Here is a 20,590-nt window from a genome sequence, read left to right on the forward strand (position 1 = left end):
CCTCAGGCCTGGAGCGCGTCCAGGTCACGCTCGGCATACAGTCGGTGGTGCCATTCCTCATTGAGCACGATGAGAAGGCATTCCTTCAGCGGGAAGTCCGCCAACCGCGGCCATCCGGGCTCCGAGCGGGTCACTTCGGTAGCAAGCTGCGCATCGGTCAGTGATTCCAGCAGCCGCCGGACCATGGCCTGGCGTTCGCGGCGGACGGTGAGGACTTCCTCGAGTGAGGGTTGTACGTCGCGGTCCCAAGGGATTCCGTCCCAGCCGGGTGCTTCGTCCCATGGCAGATCGAGCGGATGCCACGGCGAGGCGTTGCCGAGCGCCATCCGGCCTACCCAGGCCGCGCTGGCGAAGTTGAGGTGGCGCAACGTCTGAATGAAGGACCACTCGTCGTCGACGTTGTCGTGAAGCATGGCCGCCGGAAACGTCTTCGCCCGCGCCACGGTGCCCTTCCACAGTTGTTCGAGGATGGCCCACGCCTCGCGAAAGCCGTCGCTGTCGTCGGGGCGCATCTTCGCCCGCTGCGGCATCCGGCGATTCAGTTCGGCCTCGACGAGCGGGGCGATGTCGACGCCGTTGACGACGACGTTTTGCACCTCGCCGCTGATGTCGACGTCGACGAGCTCGACGCCACGCATCCGGCAGCCGCTGAAGTCGACTGCCCTCATCTCGGCGTTACGGAGACTGACGCGCTCGAATCGGGCTCCCGTCAGGTCCTGGTCGTGGAACGCGATCATGCACATCACGCTAGTGCGTGAAACAGCAACTACCTGAGCAATATTCGGCGATCGGTCACGGATCGTCACCGGGGTGGTCACGGTAGGGCAAAGAATCCCCGGCCGAGCTGGGAAGAAGCTGGGAGGTGGGAATCTTCTGTTGCAAGAGTGAATATAGTGACTGGTGTTAATTAGATAGTCGCCGCGGTCATGGATGCCCGCAAACCGCATATACGAGTTGGATGTGGCGGCCACGCCACAGGATGAAGGAAGCACGAATGAAACGCATCTGCGCCGTGATGATCGGGTTGGCATTGCTGATCGCGACGCCAGGTGTCGCGACTGCCGACGCAACGCATCAACAGGCGATCAACATCGTGATCCAGCGGGCACTTTCACAGCGGGGAGTGCCGTTCGCATATGGCGGAGGCAACGTCTCGGGCCCCAGCCTCGGCACTGTCGCGGTGGATGCCGCGGTCGATCCCGCCGCACCCGCCCTCGGGACCGCTCCGCTGACCGCGGCCACCCCGGCGCCCGCCACCGCGCCACTGCCCGCGAACGCCGGGGTCACGGGCCTCAGCCTTACCCCTGTGACGACTCCTGCACCTGCCGCTGAACAGCGGGTGAGCCGTGTCGGTTTCGATGCCTCCGGGCTGATCGTCTACGCATTCGCGGGCGCCGGAATCAAGATGCCGCGGTCCTCGGGCGAGCAGTACAAGGTCGGCCAGAAGGTGCTGCCGTCTCAGGCGCTTCCGGGCGACTTGCTGTTCTACGGACCCGACGGCAGCCAGAGTGTCGCGCTTTTCATTGGTAACGGTCAGATGGTCGAAGCGACTGACGCCGGGGTTGCGGTGTCGCCGGTCCGGACCAACAACATGGCTCCGTATCTGTCGCGGATCATCGCCTGAGGCGGGCGTTAACGCTTCTCTGTCTGCCCTGACGCAACGGCATCCGCCGCTTTCGTAGCAGCGGCGCCTGCGAGTCGGCCCGAGATCTCCGGCGCCATCATCGCGAGCCGTGCCAACAATCGCTGACGAAGCGGGGCCACTGAGATCTCTGACGTGTCGTGCTCGATCGCACGGACGACGGCGTCGGCGACCTGCTGCGGCGTTCCCGTTCCGAGGGCGGGTGGCGCTGCGGCACCGCTTTCGGCGAACATGCCTGCCTCGCGAATCAACCCCGGCGTGATGACCGAAACGCCAACACCGCTGCCGCGCAGGTCTTCTCGTAGATTCAGTGCGAAGCCACGCAGGCCGAACTTCGTGGCGGCGTATAGGGACGCCCGCGGCATGGCCGCGAAGCCCGAGATCGACGAGACGAACACGAAGTGCCCGCTGCCCCGCTCTTGCCAGCGGGGCAGCAACTCGCGTGTCATGCGCACCGGCGCCTCGAGGTTCACCCGAAGCGCGCGGCTGATGTCGTACTGACTGAAGCCATCAAGGCGCCCGGATGCGGGCAGTCCCGCATTGGCGACCAGCACGTCGATATCGCCGGCCTGCTCGAGCAACGACAACGACGCACCGTCGTCCGCGAGGTCAATCGCGATCGTGGTGTGCCCGCCTCCGGGCAGAGATCGCGCAAGCTTCACCAACTCCTCGGCCTTGCGAGAACTCAAGATGAGGCGTGCACCCCGCGCCGCCAACGCAGTTGCGATCGCCCTACCCAAACCGCCGGTCGCACCGGTCAGAAGTGCAGTTCTGCCCCCAAGGTCCATGTAGGTGAACCTACCTCCGGGCGACCGCGGATTCACAGGTTCAACAGCAGCACAATGGCTGTCGTCGCGAACACCAGTACCAGCGCGGCGACGGCGAGGAGGCCGACGACCGTCGCGGGCCGCAGCCGTCGCCGCGGTCGCGGCTCTGGCTCGGATAGACCCGACGTCTGCGCCGAATCCGGGGGAGTGGCACCGGGTGCGACGCCGCCGCCGGGCTCGAGACCGGGGGTTCGTGCCGGATCGGGGTCCGGGGGTTGGGCAGTCATACGACGACCGCATACCCCGTCGCACTTCCCCTACACCTGAGACCTCGTATTGCCTCTTACGCAAGGTGCGGCTCCAGTTCGGCAACCAGCTTCGCCTTACCGCCGAAGCCGATCACCCGGTGGATCTCCTTGCCGTCCTTGAACATGATCATGGCTGGGATGCCGCGGAAGTTGAATCGCTCCCAGATGCCGTCGAACTGGTCGACGTCGATCTTGCGTACCACGATCCGTCCGGCCCATTGTTCGGCGAGCGCGGCGAGCACCGGTGTCACCATGCGGCAAGGCCCGCACCACTCAGCCCAGAAGTCGACAAGCAACGGCACGCCGGTCGAGCTTTCTGCAGGGATGTCCTCGGGCGTGATGGGCGCCAACTGGTCACGGGCGACCAAGTACGCCTGCTTGTCCTTGGCCTCCTGCGCCCGAACGTCGGCCGGTACCGGCTCACCGTTCGAGCGCACCCAGCTCGTGATCTCTTCGAAGCGCGGGCCCGGTGCATCGGGCACCCCGCAGGCCTCGTTGATGGCGGTGTTGAGGTTTTGCAGTGCCTGGCCGAGTCGCTGACCGCTGCCTTCCAACCCGAAGGCGCGAACGGCGACGGTGTCGCCTGCCCGGTGCACCTCGGCATCCGCGAACAGCCGGATCATGTATTGCTCGTCGTCCGTCAGGGCCCACCGGATCGACATTTCGCGCAGTTGCGCCAACTCCCTGGCGGCGGCCTCGTCTTCCGACAGCCGTCTGCCATGCTCGCGCACGTACGCCGCAAACGGCTCGAATTCCGAAGACCCTGGACCCGCACCCAACTGCTCCCGCAGACCTCCGAGGAGCTGTTGGTAGATCTCGTCCTCGTTGGCGCCCTTTGCATCCAGGCTGAAGGCGGGCCAGTGGCCGACGACGACGCCGTCTCGTCGTTCGATCTGCACGCCCTCGAGCAGTTTGATCACGTACGAACCGTCACCGGTCAGTTGGACGGTGAACTCGTGATTGCTCTCCATGCGGACCTCCCCGAAGACAGTCCCACCCAGCGTGCCAGCCAATACCGATTTGGGCAAAGATCACATCGCCATGGGCACCGTTGCCGATCGGCGCCGCCAATATCGGCGCCTGGGTGCAAACCCTTGGGGCACAGTCGTTTCTAGTGAGAATCACTGCCCGCTGAAGATGAGCGCCAGGGCCTAACGACCTGTTAGCAGCTTCATCTCGGCCAGGTGCCGCGGCAGCGCGTCGATGTACTCGGCGAGCGCGGAGCGCTCCATCGAAACCACCGGCAACAGTGCATCGATGAGCGCATCGCGATCACGTGTGCCGTCCAGCAGCGGCAGCACGTGGCGGTCCAGCGGCGACAACAAATGTGTCTCGTGCCAAATGTTGAATGTCGAGGCCTGGGTCTCAGTGTCGCTCAGTTCCACCATCCGGCGCGCCGTCTCGTCGAGCCGCAGCGGTTCCGACGCCGGAGTCGGCGAGACCGGATCAAGCCGGTACCGCGACTGGCCCTGCAGGATCAGCACGCCCATCAGGTTCTCGACGACGTCAGACAGGCCGTCACTCGGGGTGAGGCCCGCGTCGACCAGTCGGCTGTGCACCGCATCGACGAGCTCTTGGCGTGACAACGTTGACGGCCACCGCTCGCTGAGCGCGTCGAGGGCAGCCTTGATGCCTGGGTCGTTGGTGAACAGCGTCGCACCGTCGGCTTCGCGGAACTCCTGTCGGGAGTTGTCGAGGCGAGTCGGCCCGTCGACGGGAGGAACCCACGCCGCGATGTGCAGGTCGCGGATGCGAGTTCGGTCGGGGTTGTACCGGATCTGCTGCTCACGTTCGGCGTGCACGAGCAGCGATTCCCGGAACATTCGGTTGACGACGAAATCGATGTACTGCTCCACCAGTACCTGCACCCCGCCGCACTTTTCGAGCAGGTGCTCTTCGACCTTGGGGCCGTAGTTGCCGGGAAACATCGCTTCGGGTCTGGCTTCTCCGAGGAACGCCAGGCCGTGCGCACGGGCACGCACCAGCATCTCGGAGAAGTAGCACGGCGAGTTGAACGTCTCGAGTTCTTCGTGCAACAGGTACGAATCTCCGAAACCCTCTGAGTGGGAACGGAATTCGGCAACAACTCGCGACAATACACCGTCGGAGGGCGCCACTTCCTCGAGGAAGTCGACCACGCCACGCGCCTCGCGCGCCTTCTCCGCGGGAGAAGTGGCGCCGCCGCTGGCCAGCAGCATGGCGTCGCGAAGGACCTCTTTGGTCTTCCATCCCGGATACACGTTGTAGCTCATGTAGGCCACTCCGTCGGGCGCCAGCAGCGTGCGGAAAGCGGCCAGCAGAGCTTCCTGCACGTCTTGGGGCACCCAGCTGTACACGCCGTGGGCGATGATGAAGTCGAATGGGCCCAAGGTCGTCAGGTCCATCTGCGCGATGTCACCCGCGACGAATTGCACATTGTCCAGGCCCAATGCGTCGACCTTCGCGCGGGCCAAGTCGACCTGCACCTGGGAGAGATCCAGCCCAACGACACGTGCTTGCGGATGCGCAGCGGCAAAGGGAACGATGTTTCCGCCTGTGGCACAGCCGATTTCGAGTACTCGGGCGGTGGATACGTCGGGTGTTGCCAAGCCGAAGAGATGCGCTACCGCGGCCAGCTGGCCCGGTGCGGACGGCGGAAACGAGACCGAGGTGTACGGCGTTGTGTCGTAGTCGGCCCGTAGCCGGTCGATAGCGTCGTCGACGTCGTCAGTTGGTTGAAGCACGCCAACATCGGATCACAGCCGTCTTAACAACAGGTGACGCGTCAGTACGCCCGGGCAACATACGCGAGGGCACCGGCATCGTTATCGGCGTCGGGTAGGGACCCATCGGCGCGCTGCAGGCATCGCACAGTGAGGCCGCTGGCGGCCAGGTCCTGCTCACCAGCCGTGCCGACCAGCTCCCACGGCAGCCGAGCGACGCCCGTCTGCGCGACCTCGCGCACCTCCTCGAGCGAGGCGCAGTCCGTGATTGCGGCTTCGCGGCGCGCCGTCGCCGCCGCGAACATGTCGTCCTGAATCTGGGACGTCAGCCGTTGTACCTCGTCTGCGACCTTGTCGATCCCGACCTTGACCTTCTCGCGGGTGTCGCGCCGGTAGCACAAGGCGGCGTTCTCGGCGACGTCGCGCGGCCCGATTTCCACCCGGATCGGTACACCTTGCAGGTCCCAGTCGGTGGCGCGCCACCCGAACGCCTGATCGGTGTTGTCATCCAACCGGGTGCGCACTCCGCGGCGGGTGAGCTCCTCGACCACGACGGAAGCGGCGCGACTGACGTCGCCATCGGTGTCCTTGACCACCACCACGACCGCCTGCACGGGTGCCAGCGCCGGCGGCAGCACCAACCCGTTGTCGTCGCCGTGGCACATGATCAGCCCGCCGAGCATCCGGGTGGACGCACCCCACGACGTGGTCCAGCACAACTGCGCCGCGCCTTCGGCATTGGAGTAGCTGATATTGAACGCGCGGCTGAACCTCTGGCCGAGCTCATGTGAGGTGGCCATCTGCAACGCCTTACCGTCGCGCATGATGCCCTCGCACGTCATCGTGTTCTCCGCGCCTGCGAAGCGCTCCTTGGCAGTCTTGCGGCCAACGATCACCGGCATCGCCAACACCCTGCGCAGGAAGTCCTGATACACGTCGTGCAGGATGCGGCGGGCATACTGCCGCGCATCGGCCTCCGTAGCGTGGGCGGTGTGGCCTTCCTGCCAGAGAAATTCGGTGGTGCGCAGGAAGATTCGGGGCCGCAGCTCCCATCGGACGACATTGGACCACTGGTTGAGAAGCAGCGGTAGATCGCGGTAGCTGTCCACCCATTTGGCCAGGTATTCGCCGATGACGGCCTCGCTTGTCGGGCGGATGGCCAGCGGTTCGGTCAGCTCCTTGCCGCCGCCGTGCGTGACGACCGCGAGCTCAGGGCTGAAGCCCTCGACATGCTCGGCCTCGCGCTCGAAGAAGTTCATCGGAATCAGCAGGGGGAAGTAGGCATTCAGCGCGCCCGCCGCCTTGATGCGCCCGTCGACCTCGGCCTGCATCCGCTCCCATATCGCGTAGCCAGTGGGCCGGATCACCATGGTCCCGCGGGCTGGGCCGTTCTCAGCCAGCTTCGCCTTGGTCAGCACCTCTTGGTACCAACGCGGGAAGTCGTCACGCTGAGGAGTCAGGACCGCCATACGCCAAGACTAAGGGCGGGGAAGAAGCGATATTTTCTGCCAGATCTTGTCGGAGAGCTCGGTCGTAAGGGTCTCGATGTAGGAGATGGTTTCGAGCACCACGCTGTCTGTGCTGTACTCACCGCACAGCGCGGCGGTTTTGGCGGTAAGGCTCAGCATTTCCGAGCAGTAACCCAGATAGTGGTAGAGCTGGTCGGCGTCGAGACCATGCACGATGCTCTGCTCGGTCGGCGTGTAGGTCGGACTGAGCTGCTCTGGATCCTTGGACAGCTGGTGCATGTCGATCACATGCGCCAGTGATCGCATCCGGTGCAGCAGCCGCAGCATCGTGCGCCGCTCCAAACGCTCGGGGAAGGCCCACAGGAAAACGACCGCGATCGCCGCGAACACCAGATCGTTGATGATGCTTTCGACGAGCGGCACCCAGTCCGCAGTGCGAGCCAGTCCGTCGATGACGACTGAGCGCAAGCTGTAAACGAGCGCCGCCAACGTGACCGCGACGATCGTGATGCTCACCCCGCGGGCCACCAGCGTGGTGCGTCGAAGTCGGTCGTGAGACTCTTCGGCCTGGCGCTGGACCGAAACGACCAAGTGTCCGAGGTCGCGGGCCGCCTTGGTCAAGCCACGCTCGCCGAACCGCGCTTGGATGCGGCGTTCCAGATGCCCGACGGTCGCAGCGACATGGTCAGCGGCTAGCTGGATCTCGTCGCCCGCCGGGCTCGTACGCGCCACGTCATGACTGTAAAGGGGCAGTAGCCTTCGTGACGTGAATCGTCGGCGGTGGTTCCCGTTCGCATTGGCGCTGATCGTTGCCACCGCGGGGGTGACCGCCGGACAGGCGGATGCCGATCCGAATGCACTGTGGACGATCGTTCACGACCAATGCGTCCCAGATCAGCAGGCCAGCGGCAACCCCGGCCCCTGCTCGCAGGTGAACATCGTCGCGGGGGAGCAGCGGGGGTATGCGGTACTCAAGGACCTCGTCGGTGCGACGCAATTCTTGCTGATCCCTACCGAGCGGATCCCCGGTATCGAGAGCCAAGTGCTTCTCGAGCCGGATGCGACGAACTATGTCGCATCTGCTTGGGACGCAAGGGGTTTCGTCGACGAGCGGGCAGGCGTCGACATTCCGCGCGACTGGATCAGCCTCGCGATCAACTCTGCGGTAGCGCGGTCGCAGAACCAGCTGCACATCCATATCGACTGTGTGCGCGCCGACATCCGGGACGCCGTGAAACGCCGGATCTCCGATGTCGGCCCGGATTGGGCGTCGTTTCCCGAACCACTGCGCGGACATCCATATCAGGCGATGGTCATTGACGGTGAGACGCTCGATTCAGCCAATCCGGTCCAGCTACTCGCGAAACACGCCGACGATATGGGACTCGAGACCCTTGTTGTGGTCGGCGCATATCTGCCCGATGGAAAACCGGGGTTCGTCCTGCTCGCAAGTCGCGCCGACCCGGCTGCGGGAAATCCAGGGGCAGGCGAGGAACTGCAGGATCACGCCGCCTGCCCGCCGCGCGGCCTATGGGGCAAGTAGCCGACGACGGTGACTGAACTGTGCGGCCCTGCCGAACGTGCCTTACGTGCAGGGTCCGCCACGACCGCGGACCCGGGACGGAGTTCACCGATGTCTTGGAAGATCGTCACGGCCGTCTGTTCGTCCGGCCTGATCATCGCCGGCGCCGCGGCGCTGGGAAGCGTGCCGGGAAATACGGGACCGCCGCTGTCGAACTCGACCACTACCACGAGCACAACGACCCCGCCGAGCACCATGCAACACTCGCCGGGATACATGGGCGGCTACTGACGGAGCCGCCAGTTGGACTACGCCAGCCGCGTGACGCGACCGGCGAAGCCCAGCGCGTGCTCATAGGTGTCGAGGTTGTCGCGTGAGATCTTCGCGTGGACAGGACGTTCCAGCAGGAACCGCAACACCGGGTTGTAGGCGTAGTACGTCTCGTGGAACGTGAGAATTGTTGTGCCGTCGGGTTGTTCCTCGAGTTCGTGATAACCCTCGGCTCGCGACCACAGCGGCTTGCCCACCGCGGTGTAACGCGACAGCCTGTTCAACTTCGCTTCGGTCACTGTTTCCCACGACCGGCCCTTGCCGCCGGACAGCAGATATTTGGGCACCTCGAAAATGCAGGTGCGCACCAAACCCTCACCCGCCTCGTCACCCTCGTTGAGGATCTCCATGCTGCCGGTGGGCCATTTGAGCACCCGCGGCTTCGGGGCGTTCGGCGGTACCGGGGGATGCAGTACCCGCCATACCCGTTTCGGGGGTGCGTCGATGTGAAATCGCACTGTGTAGGACTGCATTACGGTTCTCCCCAGGTATTCCAGAACGTGATGCTTTCCGCGGGCGGCCGCGCAGCCGGCCGGAAATCGGTGCCGATCGTGTAGGCAACCGGGAACAGCGCCGCCTGGGTCACGGTGTCGGGTATCCCGAGCAGATCGCCTACCTCGCGCTCCTTGGCCAAGTGCATTGTCGTCCACACCGATCCCAGACCGCGTGATCGCAGGGCCAGCAGGAAACTCCAGCCGGCAGGAATGATCGACGCCCATGCCGAGGCCGCCACAAGTTGGTTGGTTCCGTCGAAACGGGTTGTCAAACAAGGAATTACATGGACAGGTACCTTGGCCAGCGTCTCGGTCAGCCCGAACGCGCTCTCATACACGCGCCGGGTCTGGGCATCCGATGCGGTCGAGGCGGCCTGAGCCAGGTACTCGGCTCCGATGCTGCGGTAGATCTCGGCGATGGCGGCGCGCTTGTCCGCGTCGGTGACGATCACCCAGCGCCAGTCCTGCGCATTGCTCGCCGTAGGCGCCTGCATCGCGAGCCGCACGCACTCCAGGATCACGGCACGATCGACCGGCCGCGTCAGGTCGAGGCGCTTGCGCACCGACCGCGTGGTGGTGAGCAGTTCGTCGACCGAGGCGATGTCCACCGGTCAGACGTCGATCGGACAGGATTGGTCGACGCCGAGCACGGTCAGTGACCGCCCGAGGCCGAGGAACACGGCGATGCACAACGTCAGGTCGAGGATCTCTTCGTCGCTGAACGACTCCCGTACTCGCGCGAAGAAGGCGTCGTCAATCGAGGCGTGTGCGGTGGCGAACCGCTCGGCATACTCGATGGCCAGGCGCTGCCGCGACGTGTAGCTCGGATAGGTGGCGTAGTCGGCGACATTCTCGTAGAGATCGGGTGCGATGCCCGCGTCGAGCACGGAAGGCGCGCGGAAGTCCGAGCATGCGACGCAGTCGTTGATTTGGGCTATCCGCATCCTGGCGAGCTCGCGTTCATCGGCCGGAAGAATGCTTTCCTGGTACGCCCCGCGAATCATCCGCTCGACCATCGCGCCGAGCTGCGGCCGCAGGGTCCAGATCATCGCGGCTTCACCGCCGGGACCATCCGGCACATCAAGCCTTGCCATGAGCGAACTTCCTGCGCGTGAGGACCGTTACCCTTTTGAGGAAACCAGATTCTCAGCGTCGCTGTCCAGATGCAGCGGCTGCCCTTGGAGGTCTCGGCAGTGTTGTTCATGCATGAGGTGCACCACGTACGCGGGCGCACGGAAGACGCATTCGAGGCCGCTTACCGCGAGGGCTGGATGCCGCTGCTCGCCGCCGGGGAGGACGCCCGGCTGCTCTGGTACGCCAACCACGCCCACGGCAGCGGGCCCGCCTACACCGTCGTCACGGTGACCGCCGTCCGCGACGGCGCGTCATGGGAGCGTCTGGCCTTGCGGATCCAGCAGGGCGACCTTCGGCAATGGATGCGCGACCTCGACGAACTCCGCTACGACGTCGACGCGAAATTGCTTGTCCCGCTTGACTGGTCACCGATCAGGGACGTCGACTTCGACGAAGTACCGGTCGACGGCCGCGAACACGAGCTCACTTTGTACATGGAAGACACGATGTGGCCGTTTCCGAACAGGGTCGGCGAATACATCGAGCGCTGCGGCGAGGTGTACTCCAAGAGCCTGGATCGGCCCAACCCGCTGCTCACCATCGAGGCGGCGTTTCAGCCTGCCCTCGGCAGCCAGCGTCGCCGGGAAGTGTCCCTGATGCAACGAATCCACGACCCCCGGGCCCTTCTCCGGCTGCTGCAGACCGACATTCCACCCGAATACCGTGGACCGGGAACGTGGATGCACGACGCACTCGAATTGCGCGACCAGTGGACCAGCCGGCTGCTGCGGACATCGTCATGGTCACCCCTGCACTGAGGCACCCATGAACATCGGAACGATCATCGACGCGGCCGCAGCAGGCGATCCCGGTCGCAGCGCGCTGATCATCGACGAGCGCGTCATCAGTTACCGGGAACTGGCCACCGCCACCGAGAACTGTGCCGCGCGACTGGCCGACAAGGGATTGGCGGGCGAGCGCGTCGCCGTCGTCGACACCGGAAGCCTCCTGTCGATCGCGACGATGCTCGGCGCTGCGCGGATCGGCGCTGCTGCGGCACCGATGAACCCCGCCCTGACGCCGCCGGAATTACGCGCGCTGGTGTCGAACGCTGGTTGCGCCACGGTCGGCGTCGCGGGGGAACCATTTGCCGACCGACTCGTCGGGGCGGGCGTCTCCACGGTGTTCACCGACATTGATCTGCTGGGTGACGCCGACACGACACCGGTCGCCGTGGACGTTGATGACCTCGACGCGCTGGTCCTGTTCACCAGTGGCACGACGGGGCTGCCGAAATCCATCGCGATCTCGCAGCGACAGCTGAGCGCCCGAATCACCGGAATCACCACGCCTTTTCGCCCAGATGCGACACCCACTGTCAGCATGATGAGCGTCCCGTTCTTCCATGTCGGCGGTGCCATCGGGGTGCTCGGCAACTTGTATGCGGGCAACACCTATGTGATACAGCAGCGCTTCGACGCCGGACAGTGGCTGCGTCTGGCGCAGACACACCGGGTCACGACGACGTTCATGGTGCCGACGATGCTGCAGCGGATCCTCGACCATCCCGACTTCGACTCCACTGATCTGTCATCGTTGACCGCAATCGCATACGGAGCTGCCGCTGCACCTGTCACGCTGGTGCGCAGGGCGATGGCGGCGCTGCCGAATGTGGGGTTCGCCAACGTGTTTGGTCAGACTGAGACCTTGGGCGCCTACACGACGCTGCTGCCAGACGACCATCGCGACCCCAACCGGGTGGGGTCGGTGGGTCGGCCGTTGCCAGGCGTCGAGGTTCGCGTGGTTGACCCGGACACGGGAATCGACGTCGAAGCGGGTGGGGTCGGAGAGTTGTGGGTCAACACGACAGCACATATCGGTGAAGGTTGGCTACACACGGGCGATCTCGCGCGCCAGGACACGGATGGCTACATCTATCCCAGCGGCCGGTTGAAGGACACCATCAATCGTGGGGGAGAGAAGTTCGGGCCGATCGAGGTCGAAGAAGCCATTCGGACCCACCCCGCCGTCAGCGATGTTGCGGTCGCAGGAATCACCGATCACGAGATGGGCCAACGGGTAGGCGCCGCGGTGGTGACCGACTCCCCGCTGACGCTCGAGGAGCTGCGGTCGCATTGCCGCGAGTTGATCGCCTACTTCAAACTGCCGGAGCGGCTGAAGATCGTCGACCACATCCCGTACAACGACACCGGCAAGGTCAATCGCCGCCAACTCGCCGCGCTGATCGCCGACGAAACCTGAGGACCGGCAATGCTGTTCATTCATGAAACCCACAAGGTGGTCGGCACGCGCGAAGACGACTTCGAGGCCGCCTACCGCGACGGCTGGATGCCGACGCTCGCTCGCGACGACGATGCGCGACTTCTGTGGTACGCCAACCACGCTCACGGGTCCGGGCTGTCCTACAACGTCGTCACCATCACGGCAGTCACCGACGGCTCAGCCTGGGAGCGGCTAACTCACCGCGTTCAATCGGGAGATTTGCAACCGTGGATGCGCGAGCTGGACACCATGCGCCACGATGTCACCGGCAAGATCCTGCTGCCCGTTGAGTGGTCACCGCTGCAGGAGGTCGACTTCGAAAGCGTGCCAACGGATGGGTCGACTCATGCGTTGAGTCTGTTCATGGAGGACACCGGCTGGCCCGACGTCGCGCTGGACGATTACATCCGGTCGTGGGACGAGATCTACTACCGGCCGCTGTCCAAGACGTCGCAGATACTCGACATCCAAGCCTGCTTCCAGGTCGCGCATGGCAGCTACCGAAGGCGGGAAGCGATGCTGTGGCAGAAGATTTCGCCGGCCAATAACTACGCAACTCTCGTGCACCTGCTGACCTCTGACATCGCGCCCGAACACCGCGGCCCGGGCAGCTATATGTACGAGGCGCTCAAGTTCCGCGACCAGTGGGAGAGTCGGCTAATGCGGACCTCGGCATGGTCGCCTCTCTATTAGACGCAGAGGTTGAACAAGCAGACGCCGCCTGCGGGCTCCCACCCGCCGTTCCAGCCGCCTGGAATCGGGCCGCCCTGCCATGCGGGCGGCGCCCATCCGCCAGGACCCGGTCCGCCCCAGCCTGGTCCGTTCTGCCAGGGAGGCGGCGGTCCCTGGTGCCAGTCGACAGGCACCGCGCCCGGGCCGGGGTCAGCATTCGCGACACCCGCGCCGATTCCTACTGCGCCAGCGGCAAGTCCGCCCGCGATCGCCAGGCCGGCCACGATCTTTACATGTTTCATCGTCACTCCTAGTGCTTGTTCGGTTAGGACACAAAGACGATGTTCGTCAGCGAACTTAAGCTGCGACTGTGCGCGGATTCAGCATCTGCTATCTAATGCGGGCTGATCGTCGTAACATTGGTCGCGGTGACCTGAACTGCGCGAACCAACTATCGAGGTCCCCGACTTTCGGGGTATGCAGGCGCTCAACGCCTGGCTTGTCGGGCACGACCACGGGCTGCTACTGCAGGGCCCCGATCCCGACAGCGCCGAACCCATCATGCATGGCATCGTCGTCGACCAAGAGCCTGAGCCGAAAAGTCTTCTGCGCCGCTGGGATCCAGTGACGGTTTGGATCGAGCCGCCTCCCGATGACGACAGTGGTGTGCGCGAGCCCGTGCGGCCCGTGCCGCCGCTGCTGTCGAATCACGGCTATTTCGATGAGGATTCGTGATTTCGCCGTCATCCGAGAATGATCGGCAGCCTCACAGCGAGATCGCCGAGCGCAGCCGACTCTGCATCAGTTGGTGCACGACGACCGGTCCCGATCAACAGCGCATCGGTGTCGGAGAACGACGGCGGAAACACCGCAGTGGTGATCTTCTCCAGCATCTTCCGTGACCTCGCAAGGCCCTCCGCAGGTGGTCTGGGCGCATGGGGGAGGTAGGCGATCAGGTCGAGGTGATGCAGCGTCGACTCCATGACATAGGCGGAGAGGTAGTCGGCCGCGGTGAGAACTTGATCGCGGGTGAGGACACGACCGGCGGGATCGGCGAGGCCGGCAGCGCGCCCGGCAGCGGCGCCGACGTCGTCGAAATGGAACTTGAGCAGCCAGGGCTCCTGGTACGCGCCGGCCAACCGGACCGTGAGCGCATCGAGCGGGTCATCCCCGCGCGGCGGCTCGTCGGCGATGTCCCAGTAGGTCACTTCGTCGCGGGTGGGTTCGGCATCGGTCGGCGTCGCAAGTGTGATCAGCACATCCTGCGCGTCAATGATCAAGTGGCACACCAGGTCCCGTACCAGCCATCCGGTGCAGCCCGTCGGCTGCGTGAAGTCTTCGTCCGCGAGTCCGGCGACCACCGCGAGTAGCGCCGTCCATGACCGGGAGAAGTCGGTTACCTGTTGCATAGCGGGCAGCACCGGGCGTCGTCGACGTTGAGGTTGTGGAGATAAACCGCATGCCGTTGGCACATGGCGCGATCGGACCGCAGCCCGAGCGTCGACCACGCCGACCCCAACGGTTCCTGCGGACATGCCGAAGCGGGAAATCGTTCAATGAGTTGGCGGAATTCGGCGAGGCATGGCAGCAGGCGGTCGGGGCGCGGCTCGTAGTCGAGGACGTCCCAGCGCTGGCCTGCGATGGCACCGTCGACCGTCTTCAGAAGGAAGCGTTTGTGGTCATCGAACCGTTCGGCCGTCCACCCGAGGTCGGAAACGTCGAATCCGACGATGCCCAACCCGACTATGGACTGATCCCGTTCGGCGAGCGAGACAATGGTGGCGACTTCGGAGTCGGAGCGTGCCAGATCGGAGCCACTCAGCAGCAGGACGTCCAAGAACACTGAGGTCAGGCCGTTGCTCATCATCACGTCGCCGGCGACCGGGTCGTGATCGGCGCTGATGATGTTGCCCACGTCCACCATCCAACACGAATCCTCAACAGGCTCTCCAGTAACAACAGTGGCCAGTCGCCGATACTCCAGGGGAGGGCGAACCAGGTGACGTCGAACGCGGCGAGGCGCTAGCCTTGCTCGGAAGTCGGGTCCGGCGCTTCACGTGCTGCTCCTGAACGGGTGCGCGCAGGGCGCCACCAGAGAGGACTACCGGGTTATATGACCGAACGAATCCGCGTCACATCGGCGCCCAAAGTCTTGCGGACCGCCGTCGTGGGCGTATTCCTCGCCGGAGGAGCGCTGGCGATAGCCGGACCTGCCGCAGCCGATCCCGCGCCGCCCTGCTCGACGCCGACGCCATCTGGTCCGTGCACCCCGGCTCCCGGCCAACCGGTACTGACAACGGATGTACCGATCGCTGCTCCGCCACCCGCGCCCGCAGGCCCACCAACCGTGCCGGAGATCCAGAACCCGGTGTACGGCGCAGGTCAGACGCCCGGGCAGCTCGGATACCTGCGGGATATTTGGCACACCTTCCACAGCGGTAATCCGTTGGAGAACCTGACCGCCCCGGTCGAAGAGGCACCCGGGCCGCCGCCGGGCGCCGGTCCAGCGCCGCAGCTGCCGCCGGGATACATCTCGATTAATGCGCCGGAGTCGAATGGCCCACCGCCGCAGGGACCAGCGACCGGCGGGCCACCGCTGCCGCCGGGCTACTATCCGCTGAACGGGCCGCCGCCCCCGGGGTATCTCGACGCGCCGCCACCGGCCGATCCGGCCGCGCCGTCCACGATCCCGCCGGCTCCGCCGATCCCCTGACCGTGCAGGCGCGCTAGTCGCCCGTCCGCTCGAAGGTGTCTGTGAACGCGCCGCCGCCGGTGCATCCACCTCCAGCCGCGACGGTCTGATTGCCGCGCCCGGTCAGCACCGAGAGCGGATCGTCCAACTGTGCGGGCATCGGGTACTCCGCGGTGATGGTCACCTGTGCCGTACCGCCTGCCCCGCACATCGTGGTGCCCTGTTCGTCGCGAGTCCACTTGTCGTTTGCGAACATCAGCGTGACGGCGCCGTCGGGATTGTGAAACAGGCTCATGCACCGATCACCGGTGCGCAGGCAGTACGTGTTGGCGGTGAGAACGCTTCCGGGAGTGGCGTTGCCGTTCGCGAAGGTGGTCGTCTGCCGGTAGCTGCCGCGAAGTGCTTCGGCGGGGCTGACCGACCGCGGCGGTAGGACCCCCGGATCCGGAACCTTGTTGAGGTCAGGATCGCCGATCCGAGTGAATTTCACCGTCCGTTTGGCGGCACAGGCGCTGTTGGTGGACGCTCTGACCGACTCGCCGGACAGTGTCCCGTCGGGTTGCGGTTGCAACGTGAACACCACCCAGAGCTCAGCGGGTGCATCACCGCATTGTGCCGATGCCAGCCCTACGGCCACCCAAGTGCCGCCCACGCGATCGAAGGTGAGATTCGACAACAGCGCCATGCTGGCGCCGCTGACGTTGGCTGCGGTCGCCGTGCAACCGCTGGCGCCGCAGGCTGATCGGACGCTCCAATTACTGGTGGTTGCAGGTGCATTCGGGACCGGCTTGCCTTCAAGATCGCTGCCAGGTCCATAGTCGGCTCGATACGTTCCGGCGAAATCGTTGCCGTCCGTGGCTGCCGCCGGTGGTGCGGTGGTCTTGGGTTCGTTGTGTCCGGTGAGTGCGACGACGGCCACCACACCGCCCACAACGGCCAGCGTCACGATGAACACCAGCGCTCCGATCAGCACGCCATAGCGCCGGCCTGGCCGCTTCGCAGGTGGAACAGGCGGCGGCACATGCAGATTCGGGGCGCTCAACTGAGTCGGCATGAACCGCGACGGTCCGCTGTCGGGAGGCGGCGGGTATTGAGACCAACCGCCATGGCTCGGTGGAGCCGGCGGCATCGGGGGCGCGATGTTGGGCTGACTGGACGAAGCGATGACTTGTCTTGCGGCGGCGGCCATTTCAATCGCAGTCGGATAGCGGTCGGCGGGTTGCTTCGCGAGGCCGGTCGCGATCACCTGATCCAGAGCGGTCGGAACCGTTCGGCTCTTCTCCGAGGCTCTCGGCGGCGCGGTGAATATGTGGCCGCTGGCGACTTGTTCGAGGGTCTTGCCAGGGAAAGGTTGTTGTCCGGTGAGGCATTCGTAGAGCACGCACGCCAGCGCGTAAATGTCCGAGCTGGGGTGGATTTCGCCGGTGTTGAAGCGTTCGGGTGCCATGTAAGCCCATGTGCCGATCGCCGCACCGGTCACGGTCAGCCCGGTTTCCTCGGCGGTGCGGGCGATTCCGAAGTCGATGAGATAGGCGAAGTCGTTCTCGTCGATCAGGATGTTGGAGGGTTTGACGTCGCGGTGCACCAGCCCGGTTCGGTGCGCTCGTTGTAGCGCGGACGCGATCTGCTCGATGATCGCCACCGCGCGGCGCGGTTCGAGCGGGCCGGACTCGAGCAGGGTGTGCAGGTCGGTGCCTGCGATCAGCCGCATGGTCACATACAGCCGGCCGTCGATCTCGCCGACGTCGTATATGGGGACGACGTGCGGATCGTCGAGGCGTGCGGCCGCGCGGGCCTCGCGTCGGAACCGCTTTTCGTAGTCGGGGTCTTGGCTTATCTGAGGGAGCAGCATTTTCAGCGCGACGATGCGGTCGATTTCGCTGTCGTAGGCGCGCCATACCTCGCCCATCCCGCCGCGGCCCAGCAGTTCGATCAGCCGGTAGCGGCCAAATGGCGTCCCCTCCACGGGCTCACGATAACGGTCAGCGGGGTAGCTGTGGCGCGATAGGGATCGGTCAAGGGGCAGCCAGGTGCTGTCCTCGGACTCTCAGGAGCGACGCAGAATCCGGTCCTACCATCGCGGTAATGAAGATCGTTGGTCTGGAAGAACACTTCGCGATACCTGAGCTGATCGACGCCTGGCAGGCGCTGGAACCGCAATGGCAGGACGTCGGCATCCCCGATAGGGCTGACGACGAGCTCGGTCGGCGGCTGGTGGATCTCGACGGCGAACGGATCGCCGCGATGGACGACACGGGCCTCGACGTCTCTGTCGTCTCGATGACGACACCGGGATTGCAGAACCTCGAGCCGCGCGATGCCGTGGCGCTACAGGGCGTCTGCAATGACAGGCTCGCAGAAGCGATCCGTCGCCATCCCGATCGGCTGCAGGGTTTCGCGACGCTGGCGACGCCGACTCCGGATGCGGCGGCTGCCGAACTCGACAGGGCGGTACGCGAACTCGGGTTCAACGGCGCCATGTTGTATGGACGCACCAGAGAGCGCAATCTCGATCACCGCGACTTCTGGCCGATCTTCGAAGCGGCCGAAGCGCTCAAAGCGCCGTTGTATTTGCATCCGCAGCCGCCACCGCCTGGCGTGCGGGCGGCTTATTACAGCGGATTGGGCGACGAGGTCGACGCGGCGTTGGCCACACACGGGTACGGATGGCATTACGACGCCGGCCTGCAACTGCTTCGGCTCATCCTCGGCGGGGTGCTCGACCGGTTTCCCGGTCTGCAGCTCATCCTGGGGCACTGGGGCGAAGTGATGCTTTTCTATCTCGACCGCATCGACAGGATGACGGGCATCGCCGGCCTTGACCGGCCAGTGTCCGACTATGTCCGCGACAACGTCTTCGTCACGCCGGGAGGGGTGTTCAGCCAGCGCTACTTGCAGTGGACACTCGACGTCATCGGCGCCGACCGCATCCTGTTCGCCTCGGACTACCCCTATGTGATGGTGCCCGACGGGGGCAGCAGACGATTTCTCGATGAGGCCGCGATCAGCGAAACGGATCGAAAAATGATCGCTTCCGGCAACTGGGAGAAACTCTGCGCTGACATCCGACGGTGAGGACAAGCAGCCGGCACCAACGCAGGACGATCCGTTAGGTAAGGTGATTAAGTCGGCTAAGGATCCGTCTCAACCCTGGAGTCATGCTCATGACCTCGATCAAGACCACGCTGTCCGTCCTCGCGCTCGCGGGCGGGATCGCCGCAGCCGGCCTGGGCGGCGCTGCGCTCGCAGGCGCTGAGCCGCCCCCGCCGCCACCTGCGCCCGTCCTGGGTGAGGAGCCGCCTGCCTGGGCGCCGCCAAAGCCTGCTGAGGTTTGGGACGGTCAGCCCGTTGTGTGGTACTCGGGGTGGGGAGGTCGCTGGGGCGTGTGGATCAACGGTGGCTTCATCCCGCTGACGTCAAACCCCGTCACCGGCGGCGGCTAAGGGGCAGGGGAGGGCAGGTTAGATCTGCCAATCCTCGGTGCCGTCACCTTGCGTGGCCGGAACCGAGTTCGTGATCACGATCGGATCGCCGACGCCGAAGTTGTCGTAGAACCATTTCGCGTCCGTCGGGCTGATGTTGATGCAGCCGTGGCTGACATTGCGGATGCCCTGATCGGCCACCGACCACGGCGCACTGTGCACGTAGTTGCCACTGTTGTCGAACCGCACGGCGAGCTGAACATGAACCCGATACCCGTCCGGCGACGAGTTCGGGACTCCGTACGTTGCGGAGTCCATCACGACATCCAGGGACTTGTCCTGAACGTAGTAGGTGCCGTTGGGGGTATCGCGGCCAGGCTTGCCCATGGACATCGGGAATGTCTGTTCCACGATTCCGTCGCGGGTGACGGTCAATTGGTGAGTCTCGTTGTCGGCGACGGCCATTAGCGCATCCCCGGTGGCAAAACTCGACCGCGTACCACCGGCGTCGATGGTGACCGTCGTGTGGGCGGGCCAGAAATCGAAGGGCCGCCACCGCACTTGGGAGTCGTTCATCCAATAGAACTTGCCGGGCACAGGCGGATCCGAGGAAACGTGTATCGCTTGTTCGGCCATTGGACGGTCGGCGACGGGCGCATTGAAGCTGATCACGATCGGCTTGGCAATGCCGACGGTGGCGCCGTCGCTGGGCGAGACCGTCGGCGGCTCAAAAGGAGCCGCGCCGACGAACGGCGTCGGATCTTGCCCCTCGGGCGTCCCGAAGGGAATCGCGAACGGAATCGGGACAGGGGCCGCCTCGGGCTCATCCGATAACACCATGTGCTCGAGGACCTCAGGAGTGGGCATGGGATCGACCGGCGCAACATCGTCGGGATCTGCCAGCGCGCGCGGCATGGCGCCGGACGCGAGCAGCACCGCGACTGCGATCATCACAGTTGCGGTGCGGACACGAGGGGGCCCAATCGTCATAGACACTCCACACAGGGTTACGAACTTGTGCCACAGCGACGTCAAGGGCCGGTCTCGGTTCGGCAGCAAAGGTCGCCACTGACCACGAACCTGCCGCGGGAGTGCCTGCGCGCGTATGCGAACGGGCTTAGTCGGGCGCGAGAATTCGGATCAGAATCAAGTAGTGGAGTACTCGGTTCACAGCAGACGTCCAGAAGTACTGTTTCTTTGCACCGTCAAGAGC

General features: G+C 64.9%; 25 protein-coding genes. 10 read left to right on the forward strand and 15 right to left on the reverse strand.

Features of this window, described 5'->3' with window-relative positions; all coding sequences use genetic code 11:
* Nucleotides 1-2 precede the first annotated feature (2 nt).
* Nucleotides 3-737: a DinB family protein gene (locus GGC64_RS12580; protein WP_192722850.1), complete on the reverse strand. Its 735-nt coding sequence runs from the start codon at nt 735-737 to the stop codon at nt 3-5.
* A gap of 257 nt (nt 738-994) precedes the next feature.
* Between GGC64_RS12580 and ripD the strand changes: the two genes are divergently transcribed.
* Nucleotides 995-1,624 (forward strand): NlpC/P60 family peptidoglycan-binding protein RipD, encoded by a 630-nt coding sequence (ripD, locus tag GGC64_RS12585; RefSeq protein WP_192722851.1) that lies wholly within the window; start codon nt 995-997, stop codon nt 1,622-1,624.
* A gap of 8 nt (nt 1,625-1,632) precedes the next feature.
* Here ripD and GGC64_RS12590 read toward each other — a convergent pair whose 3' ends face one another.
* The 6 genes from GGC64_RS12590 to GGC64_RS12615 all read right to left on the reverse strand — a co-directional run bounded on the left by GGC64_RS12590 (nt 1,633) and on the right by GGC64_RS12615 (nt 7,620).
* Entirely contained in the window at nt 1,633-2,430 is a 798-nt protein-coding gene (locus GGC64_RS12590) for an SDR family oxidoreductase (protein WP_192722852.1), read from the reverse strand.
* Nucleotides 2,431-2,462: 32 nt separating this feature from the next.
* Complete coding sequence (locus GGC64_RS12595; RefSeq protein ID WP_192722853.1) at nt 2,463-2,696, reverse strand: DUF6480 family protein; 234 nt, start codon at nt 2,694-2,696, stop codon at nt 2,463-2,465.
* A 56-nt stretch (nt 2,697-2,752) separates the two neighbouring features.
* A complete protein-coding gene (locus GGC64_RS34680) occupies nt 2,753-3,688 on the reverse strand; it encodes a thioredoxin domain-containing protein (RefSeq protein WP_225951719.1) in 936 nt (311 codons plus the stop codon).
* A 180-nt stretch (nt 3,689-3,868) separates the two neighbouring features.
* Nucleotides 3,869-5,440 (reverse strand): class I SAM-dependent methyltransferase, encoded by a 1,572-nt coding sequence (locus tag GGC64_RS12605; protein WP_192722854.1) that lies wholly within the window; start codon nt 5,438-5,440, stop codon nt 3,869-3,871.
* Nucleotides 5,441-5,481: 41 nt separating this feature from the next.
* Nucleotides 5,482-6,888, reverse strand: a complete 1,407-nt coding sequence (gene proS, locus GGC64_RS12610; protein WP_192722855.1) for a proline--tRNA ligase — start codon at nt 6,886-6,888, stop codon at nt 5,482-5,484.
* A 9-nt stretch (nt 6,889-6,897) separates the two neighbouring features.
* The gene (locus GGC64_RS12615) at nt 6,898-7,620 is read right to left on the reverse strand and encodes a hypothetical protein (protein ID WP_225951720.1); all 723 of its coding nucleotides are present in this window, start codon (nt 7,618-7,620) and stop codon (nt 6,898-6,900) included.
* Nucleotides 7,621-7,654: 34 nt separating this feature from the next.
* Here GGC64_RS12615 and GGC64_RS12620 point away from each other — a divergent pair, with 34 nt between their 5' ends.
* Both GGC64_RS12620 and GGC64_RS12625 read left to right on the forward strand, forming a co-directional pair.
* Nucleotides 7,655-8,431 carry a CDP-diacylglycerol diphosphatase gene (locus GGC64_RS12620; protein ID WP_192722856.1) on the forward strand — a complete coding sequence of 259 codons (777 nt, stop codon included), beginning with the start codon at nt 7,655-7,657 and terminating at the stop codon, nt 8,429-8,431.
* Between the two features lie 90 nt (nt 8,432-8,521).
* Nucleotides 8,522-8,701 carry a hypothetical protein gene (locus tag GGC64_RS12625; RefSeq protein WP_192722857.1) on the forward strand — a complete coding sequence of 60 codons (180 nt, stop codon included), beginning with the start codon at nt 8,522-8,524 and terminating at the stop codon, nt 8,699-8,701.
* Nucleotides 8,702-8,718: 17 nt separating this feature from the next.
* Here GGC64_RS12625 and GGC64_RS12630 read toward each other — a convergent pair whose 3' ends face one another.
* The 3 genes from GGC64_RS12630 to GGC64_RS12640 are packed head-to-tail and all read right to left on the reverse strand — an operon-like array spanning nt 8,719 to nt 10,328.
* Nucleotides 8,719-9,213 carry an SRPBCC family protein gene (locus tag GGC64_RS12630; RefSeq protein ID WP_192722858.1) on the reverse strand — a complete coding sequence of 165 codons (495 nt, stop codon included), beginning with the start codon at nt 9,211-9,213 and terminating at the stop codon, nt 8,719-8,721.
* On the reverse strand, nt 9,213-9,842 hold the full coding sequence (locus GGC64_RS12635; RefSeq protein WP_192722859.1) for a nitroreductase family protein: 630 nt from the start codon (nt 9,840-9,842) through the stop codon (nt 9,213-9,215). Before GGC64_RS12635 ends, GGC64_RS12630 begins: the two co-directional genes overlap by 1 nt.
* A gap of 3 nt (nt 9,843-9,845) precedes the next feature.
* A complete protein-coding gene (locus GGC64_RS12640) occupies nt 9,846-10,328 on the reverse strand; it encodes a carboxymuconolactone decarboxylase family protein (protein WP_192722860.1) in 483 nt (160 codons plus the stop codon).
* Between the two features lie 69 nt (nt 10,329-10,397).
* Here GGC64_RS12640 and GGC64_RS12645 point away from each other — a divergent pair, with 69 nt between their 5' ends.
* From GGC64_RS12645 to GGC64_RS12655, 3 genes are read left to right on the forward strand one after another with little or no spacing between them, the layout of a single operon-like run.
* Nucleotides 10,398-11,126 (forward strand): hypothetical protein, encoded by a 729-nt coding sequence (locus GGC64_RS12645; protein WP_225951721.1) that lies wholly within the window; start codon nt 10,398-10,400, stop codon nt 11,124-11,126.
* 7 nt (nt 11,127-11,133) lie between these two features.
* Nucleotides 11,134-12,570 (forward strand): class I adenylate-forming enzyme family protein, encoded by a 1,437-nt coding sequence (locus GGC64_RS12650; protein ID WP_192722861.1) that lies wholly within the window; start codon nt 11,134-11,136, stop codon nt 12,568-12,570.
* 18 nt (nt 12,571-12,588) lie between these two features.
* On the forward strand, nt 12,589-13,284 hold the full coding sequence (locus GGC64_RS12655) for a hypothetical protein (protein WP_370582162.1): 696 nt from the start codon (nt 12,589-12,591) through the stop codon (nt 13,282-13,284).
* On the opposite strand, the gene GGC64_RS12660 is transcribed toward GGC64_RS12655, so the two are convergent.
* Nucleotides 13,281-13,565 (reverse strand): hypothetical protein, encoded by a 285-nt coding sequence (locus GGC64_RS12660; protein ID WP_192722863.1) that lies wholly within the window; start codon nt 13,563-13,565, stop codon nt 13,281-13,283. The genes GGC64_RS12655 and GGC64_RS12660 overlap by 4 nt on opposite strands.
* A gap of 175 nt (nt 13,566-13,740) precedes the next feature.
* Here GGC64_RS12660 and GGC64_RS12665 point away from each other — a divergent pair, with 175 nt between their 5' ends.
* Nucleotides 13,741-13,998, forward strand: coding sequence for a hypothetical protein (locus GGC64_RS12665; protein ID WP_192722864.1), 258 nt, complete (start codon nt 13,741-13,743; stop codon nt 13,996-13,998).
* An 8-nt stretch (nt 13,999-14,006) separates the two neighbouring features.
* On the opposite strand, the gene GGC64_RS12670 is transcribed toward GGC64_RS12665, so the two are convergent.
* A complete protein-coding gene (locus tag GGC64_RS12670) occupies nt 14,007-14,672 on the reverse strand; it encodes a maleylpyruvate isomerase N-terminal domain-containing protein (protein ID WP_192722865.1) in 666 nt (221 codons plus the stop codon).
* A complete protein-coding gene (locus tag GGC64_RS12675) occupies nt 14,660-15,178 on the reverse strand; it encodes a hypothetical protein (protein ID WP_192722866.1) in 519 nt (172 codons plus the stop codon). The genes GGC64_RS12670 and GGC64_RS12675 overlap by 13 nt, the downstream gene beginning before the upstream one ends.
* A gap of 198 nt (nt 15,179-15,376) precedes the next feature.
* On the opposite strand from GGC64_RS12675, the gene GGC64_RS12680 reads away from it, so the two are divergent.
* Nucleotides 15,377-15,976 (forward strand): hypothetical protein, encoded by a 600-nt coding sequence (locus tag GGC64_RS12680; RefSeq protein ID WP_192722867.1) that lies wholly within the window; start codon nt 15,377-15,379, stop codon nt 15,974-15,976.
* 13 nt (nt 15,977-15,989) lie between these two features.
* Here GGC64_RS12680 and GGC64_RS12685 read toward each other — a convergent pair whose 3' ends face one another.
* Entirely contained in the window at nt 15,990-17,921 is a 1,932-nt protein-coding gene (locus tag GGC64_RS12685; RefSeq protein ID WP_192722868.1) for a serine/threonine-protein kinase, read from the reverse strand.
* 119 nt (nt 17,922-18,040) lie between these two features.
* Here GGC64_RS12685 and GGC64_RS12690 point away from each other — a divergent pair, with 119 nt between their 5' ends.
* Both GGC64_RS12690 and GGC64_RS12695 read left to right on the forward strand, forming a co-directional pair.
* Nucleotides 18,041-19,030: an amidohydrolase family protein gene (locus tag GGC64_RS12690; protein WP_192722869.1), complete on the forward strand. Its 990-nt coding sequence runs from the start codon at nt 18,041-18,043 to the stop codon at nt 19,028-19,030.
* Between the two features lie 89 nt (nt 19,031-19,119).
* Nucleotides 19,120-19,398 carry a hypothetical protein gene (locus tag GGC64_RS12695; protein WP_192723859.1) on the forward strand — a complete coding sequence of 93 codons (279 nt, stop codon included), beginning with the start codon at nt 19,120-19,122 and terminating at the stop codon, nt 19,396-19,398.
* Between the two features lie 18 nt (nt 19,399-19,416).
* Here the strand turns inward: GGC64_RS12695 and GGC64_RS12700 are convergent, their stop codons facing one another.
* Nucleotides 19,417-20,367 carry an Ig-like domain-containing protein gene (locus GGC64_RS12700; RefSeq protein WP_192722870.1) on the reverse strand — a complete coding sequence of 317 codons (951 nt, stop codon included), beginning with the start codon at nt 20,365-20,367 and terminating at the stop codon, nt 19,417-19,419.
* Between the last annotated feature and the right edge of the window lie 223 nt (nt 20,368-20,590).

The sequence above is a fragment of the Mycobacterium sp. OAS707 genome (genome assembly GCF_014873705.1).
Taxonomy (GTDB): Bacteria; Actinomycetota; Actinomycetes; order Mycobacteriales; family Mycobacteriaceae; genus Mycobacterium.

What these genes read in the sequence shown, in the direction of transcription:
- GGC64_RS12580 (WP_192722850.1), bottom strand. Translation starts at nt 737, where the DNA reads ATGATCGCGTTCCACGACCAGGACCTGACGGGAGCCCGATTCGAGCGC.
- ripD (WP_192722851.1), top strand. Translation starts at nt 995, where the DNA reads ATGAAACGCATCTGCGCCGTGATGATCGGGTTGGCATTGCTGATCGCG.
- GGC64_RS12590 (WP_192722852.1), bottom strand. Translation starts at nt 2,430, where the DNA reads ATGGACCTTGGGGGCAGAACTGCACTTCTGACCGGTGCGACCGGCGGT.
- GGC64_RS12595 (WP_192722853.1), bottom strand. Translation starts at nt 2,696, where the DNA reads ATGACTGCCCAACCCCCGGACCCCGATCCGGCACGAACCCCCGGTCTC.
- GGC64_RS34680 (WP_225951719.1), bottom strand. Translation starts at nt 3,688, where the DNA reads ATGGAGAGCAATCACGAGTTCACCGTCCAACTGACCGGTGACGGTTCG.
- proS (WP_192722855.1), bottom strand. Translation starts at nt 6,888, where the DNA reads ATGGCGGTCCTGACTCCTCAGCGTGACGACTTCCCGCGTTGGTACCAA.
- GGC64_RS12625 (WP_192722857.1), top strand. Translation starts at nt 8,522, where the DNA reads ATGTCTTGGAAGATCGTCACGGCCGTCTGTTCGTCCGGCCTGATCATC.
- GGC64_RS12630 (WP_192722858.1), bottom strand. Translation starts at nt 9,213, where the DNA reads ATGCAGTCCTACACAGTGCGATTTCACATCGACGCACCCCCGAAACGG.
- GGC64_RS12640 (WP_192722860.1), bottom strand. Translation starts at nt 10,328, where the DNA reads ATGGCAAGGCTTGATGTGCCGGATGGTCCCGGCGGTGAAGCCGCGATG.
- GGC64_RS12645 (WP_225951721.1), top strand. Translation starts at nt 10,398, where the DNA reads ATGCAGCGGCTGCCCTTGGAGGTCTCGGCAGTGTTGTTCATGCATGAG.
- GGC64_RS12650 (WP_192722861.1), top strand. Translation starts at nt 11,134, where the DNA reads ATGAACATCGGAACGATCATCGACGCGGCCGCAGCAGGCGATCCCGGT.
- GGC64_RS12660 (WP_192722863.1), bottom strand. Translation starts at nt 13,565, where the DNA reads ATGAAACATGTAAAGATCGTGGCCGGCCTGGCGATCGCGGGCGGACTT.
- GGC64_RS12665 (WP_192722864.1), top strand. Translation starts at nt 13,741, where the DNA reads ATGCAGGCGCTCAACGCCTGGCTTGTCGGGCACGACCACGGGCTGCTA.
- GGC64_RS12670 (WP_192722865.1), bottom strand. Translation starts at nt 14,672, where the DNA reads ATGCAACAGGTAACCGACTTCTCCCGGTCATGGACGGCGCTACTCGCG.
- GGC64_RS12680 (WP_192722867.1), top strand. Translation starts at nt 15,377, where the DNA reads ATGACCGAACGAATCCGCGTCACATCGGCGCCCAAAGTCTTGCGGACC.
- GGC64_RS12690 (WP_192722869.1), top strand. Translation starts at nt 18,041, where the DNA reads ATGAAGATCGTTGGTCTGGAAGAACACTTCGCGATACCTGAGCTGATC.
- GGC64_RS12695 (WP_192723859.1), top strand. Translation starts at nt 19,120, where the DNA reads ATGACCTCGATCAAGACCACGCTGTCCGTCCTCGCGCTCGCGGGCGGG.
- GGC64_RS12700 (WP_192722870.1), bottom strand. Translation starts at nt 20,367, where the DNA reads ATGACGATTGGGCCCCCTCGTGTCCGCACCGCAACTGTGATGATCGCA.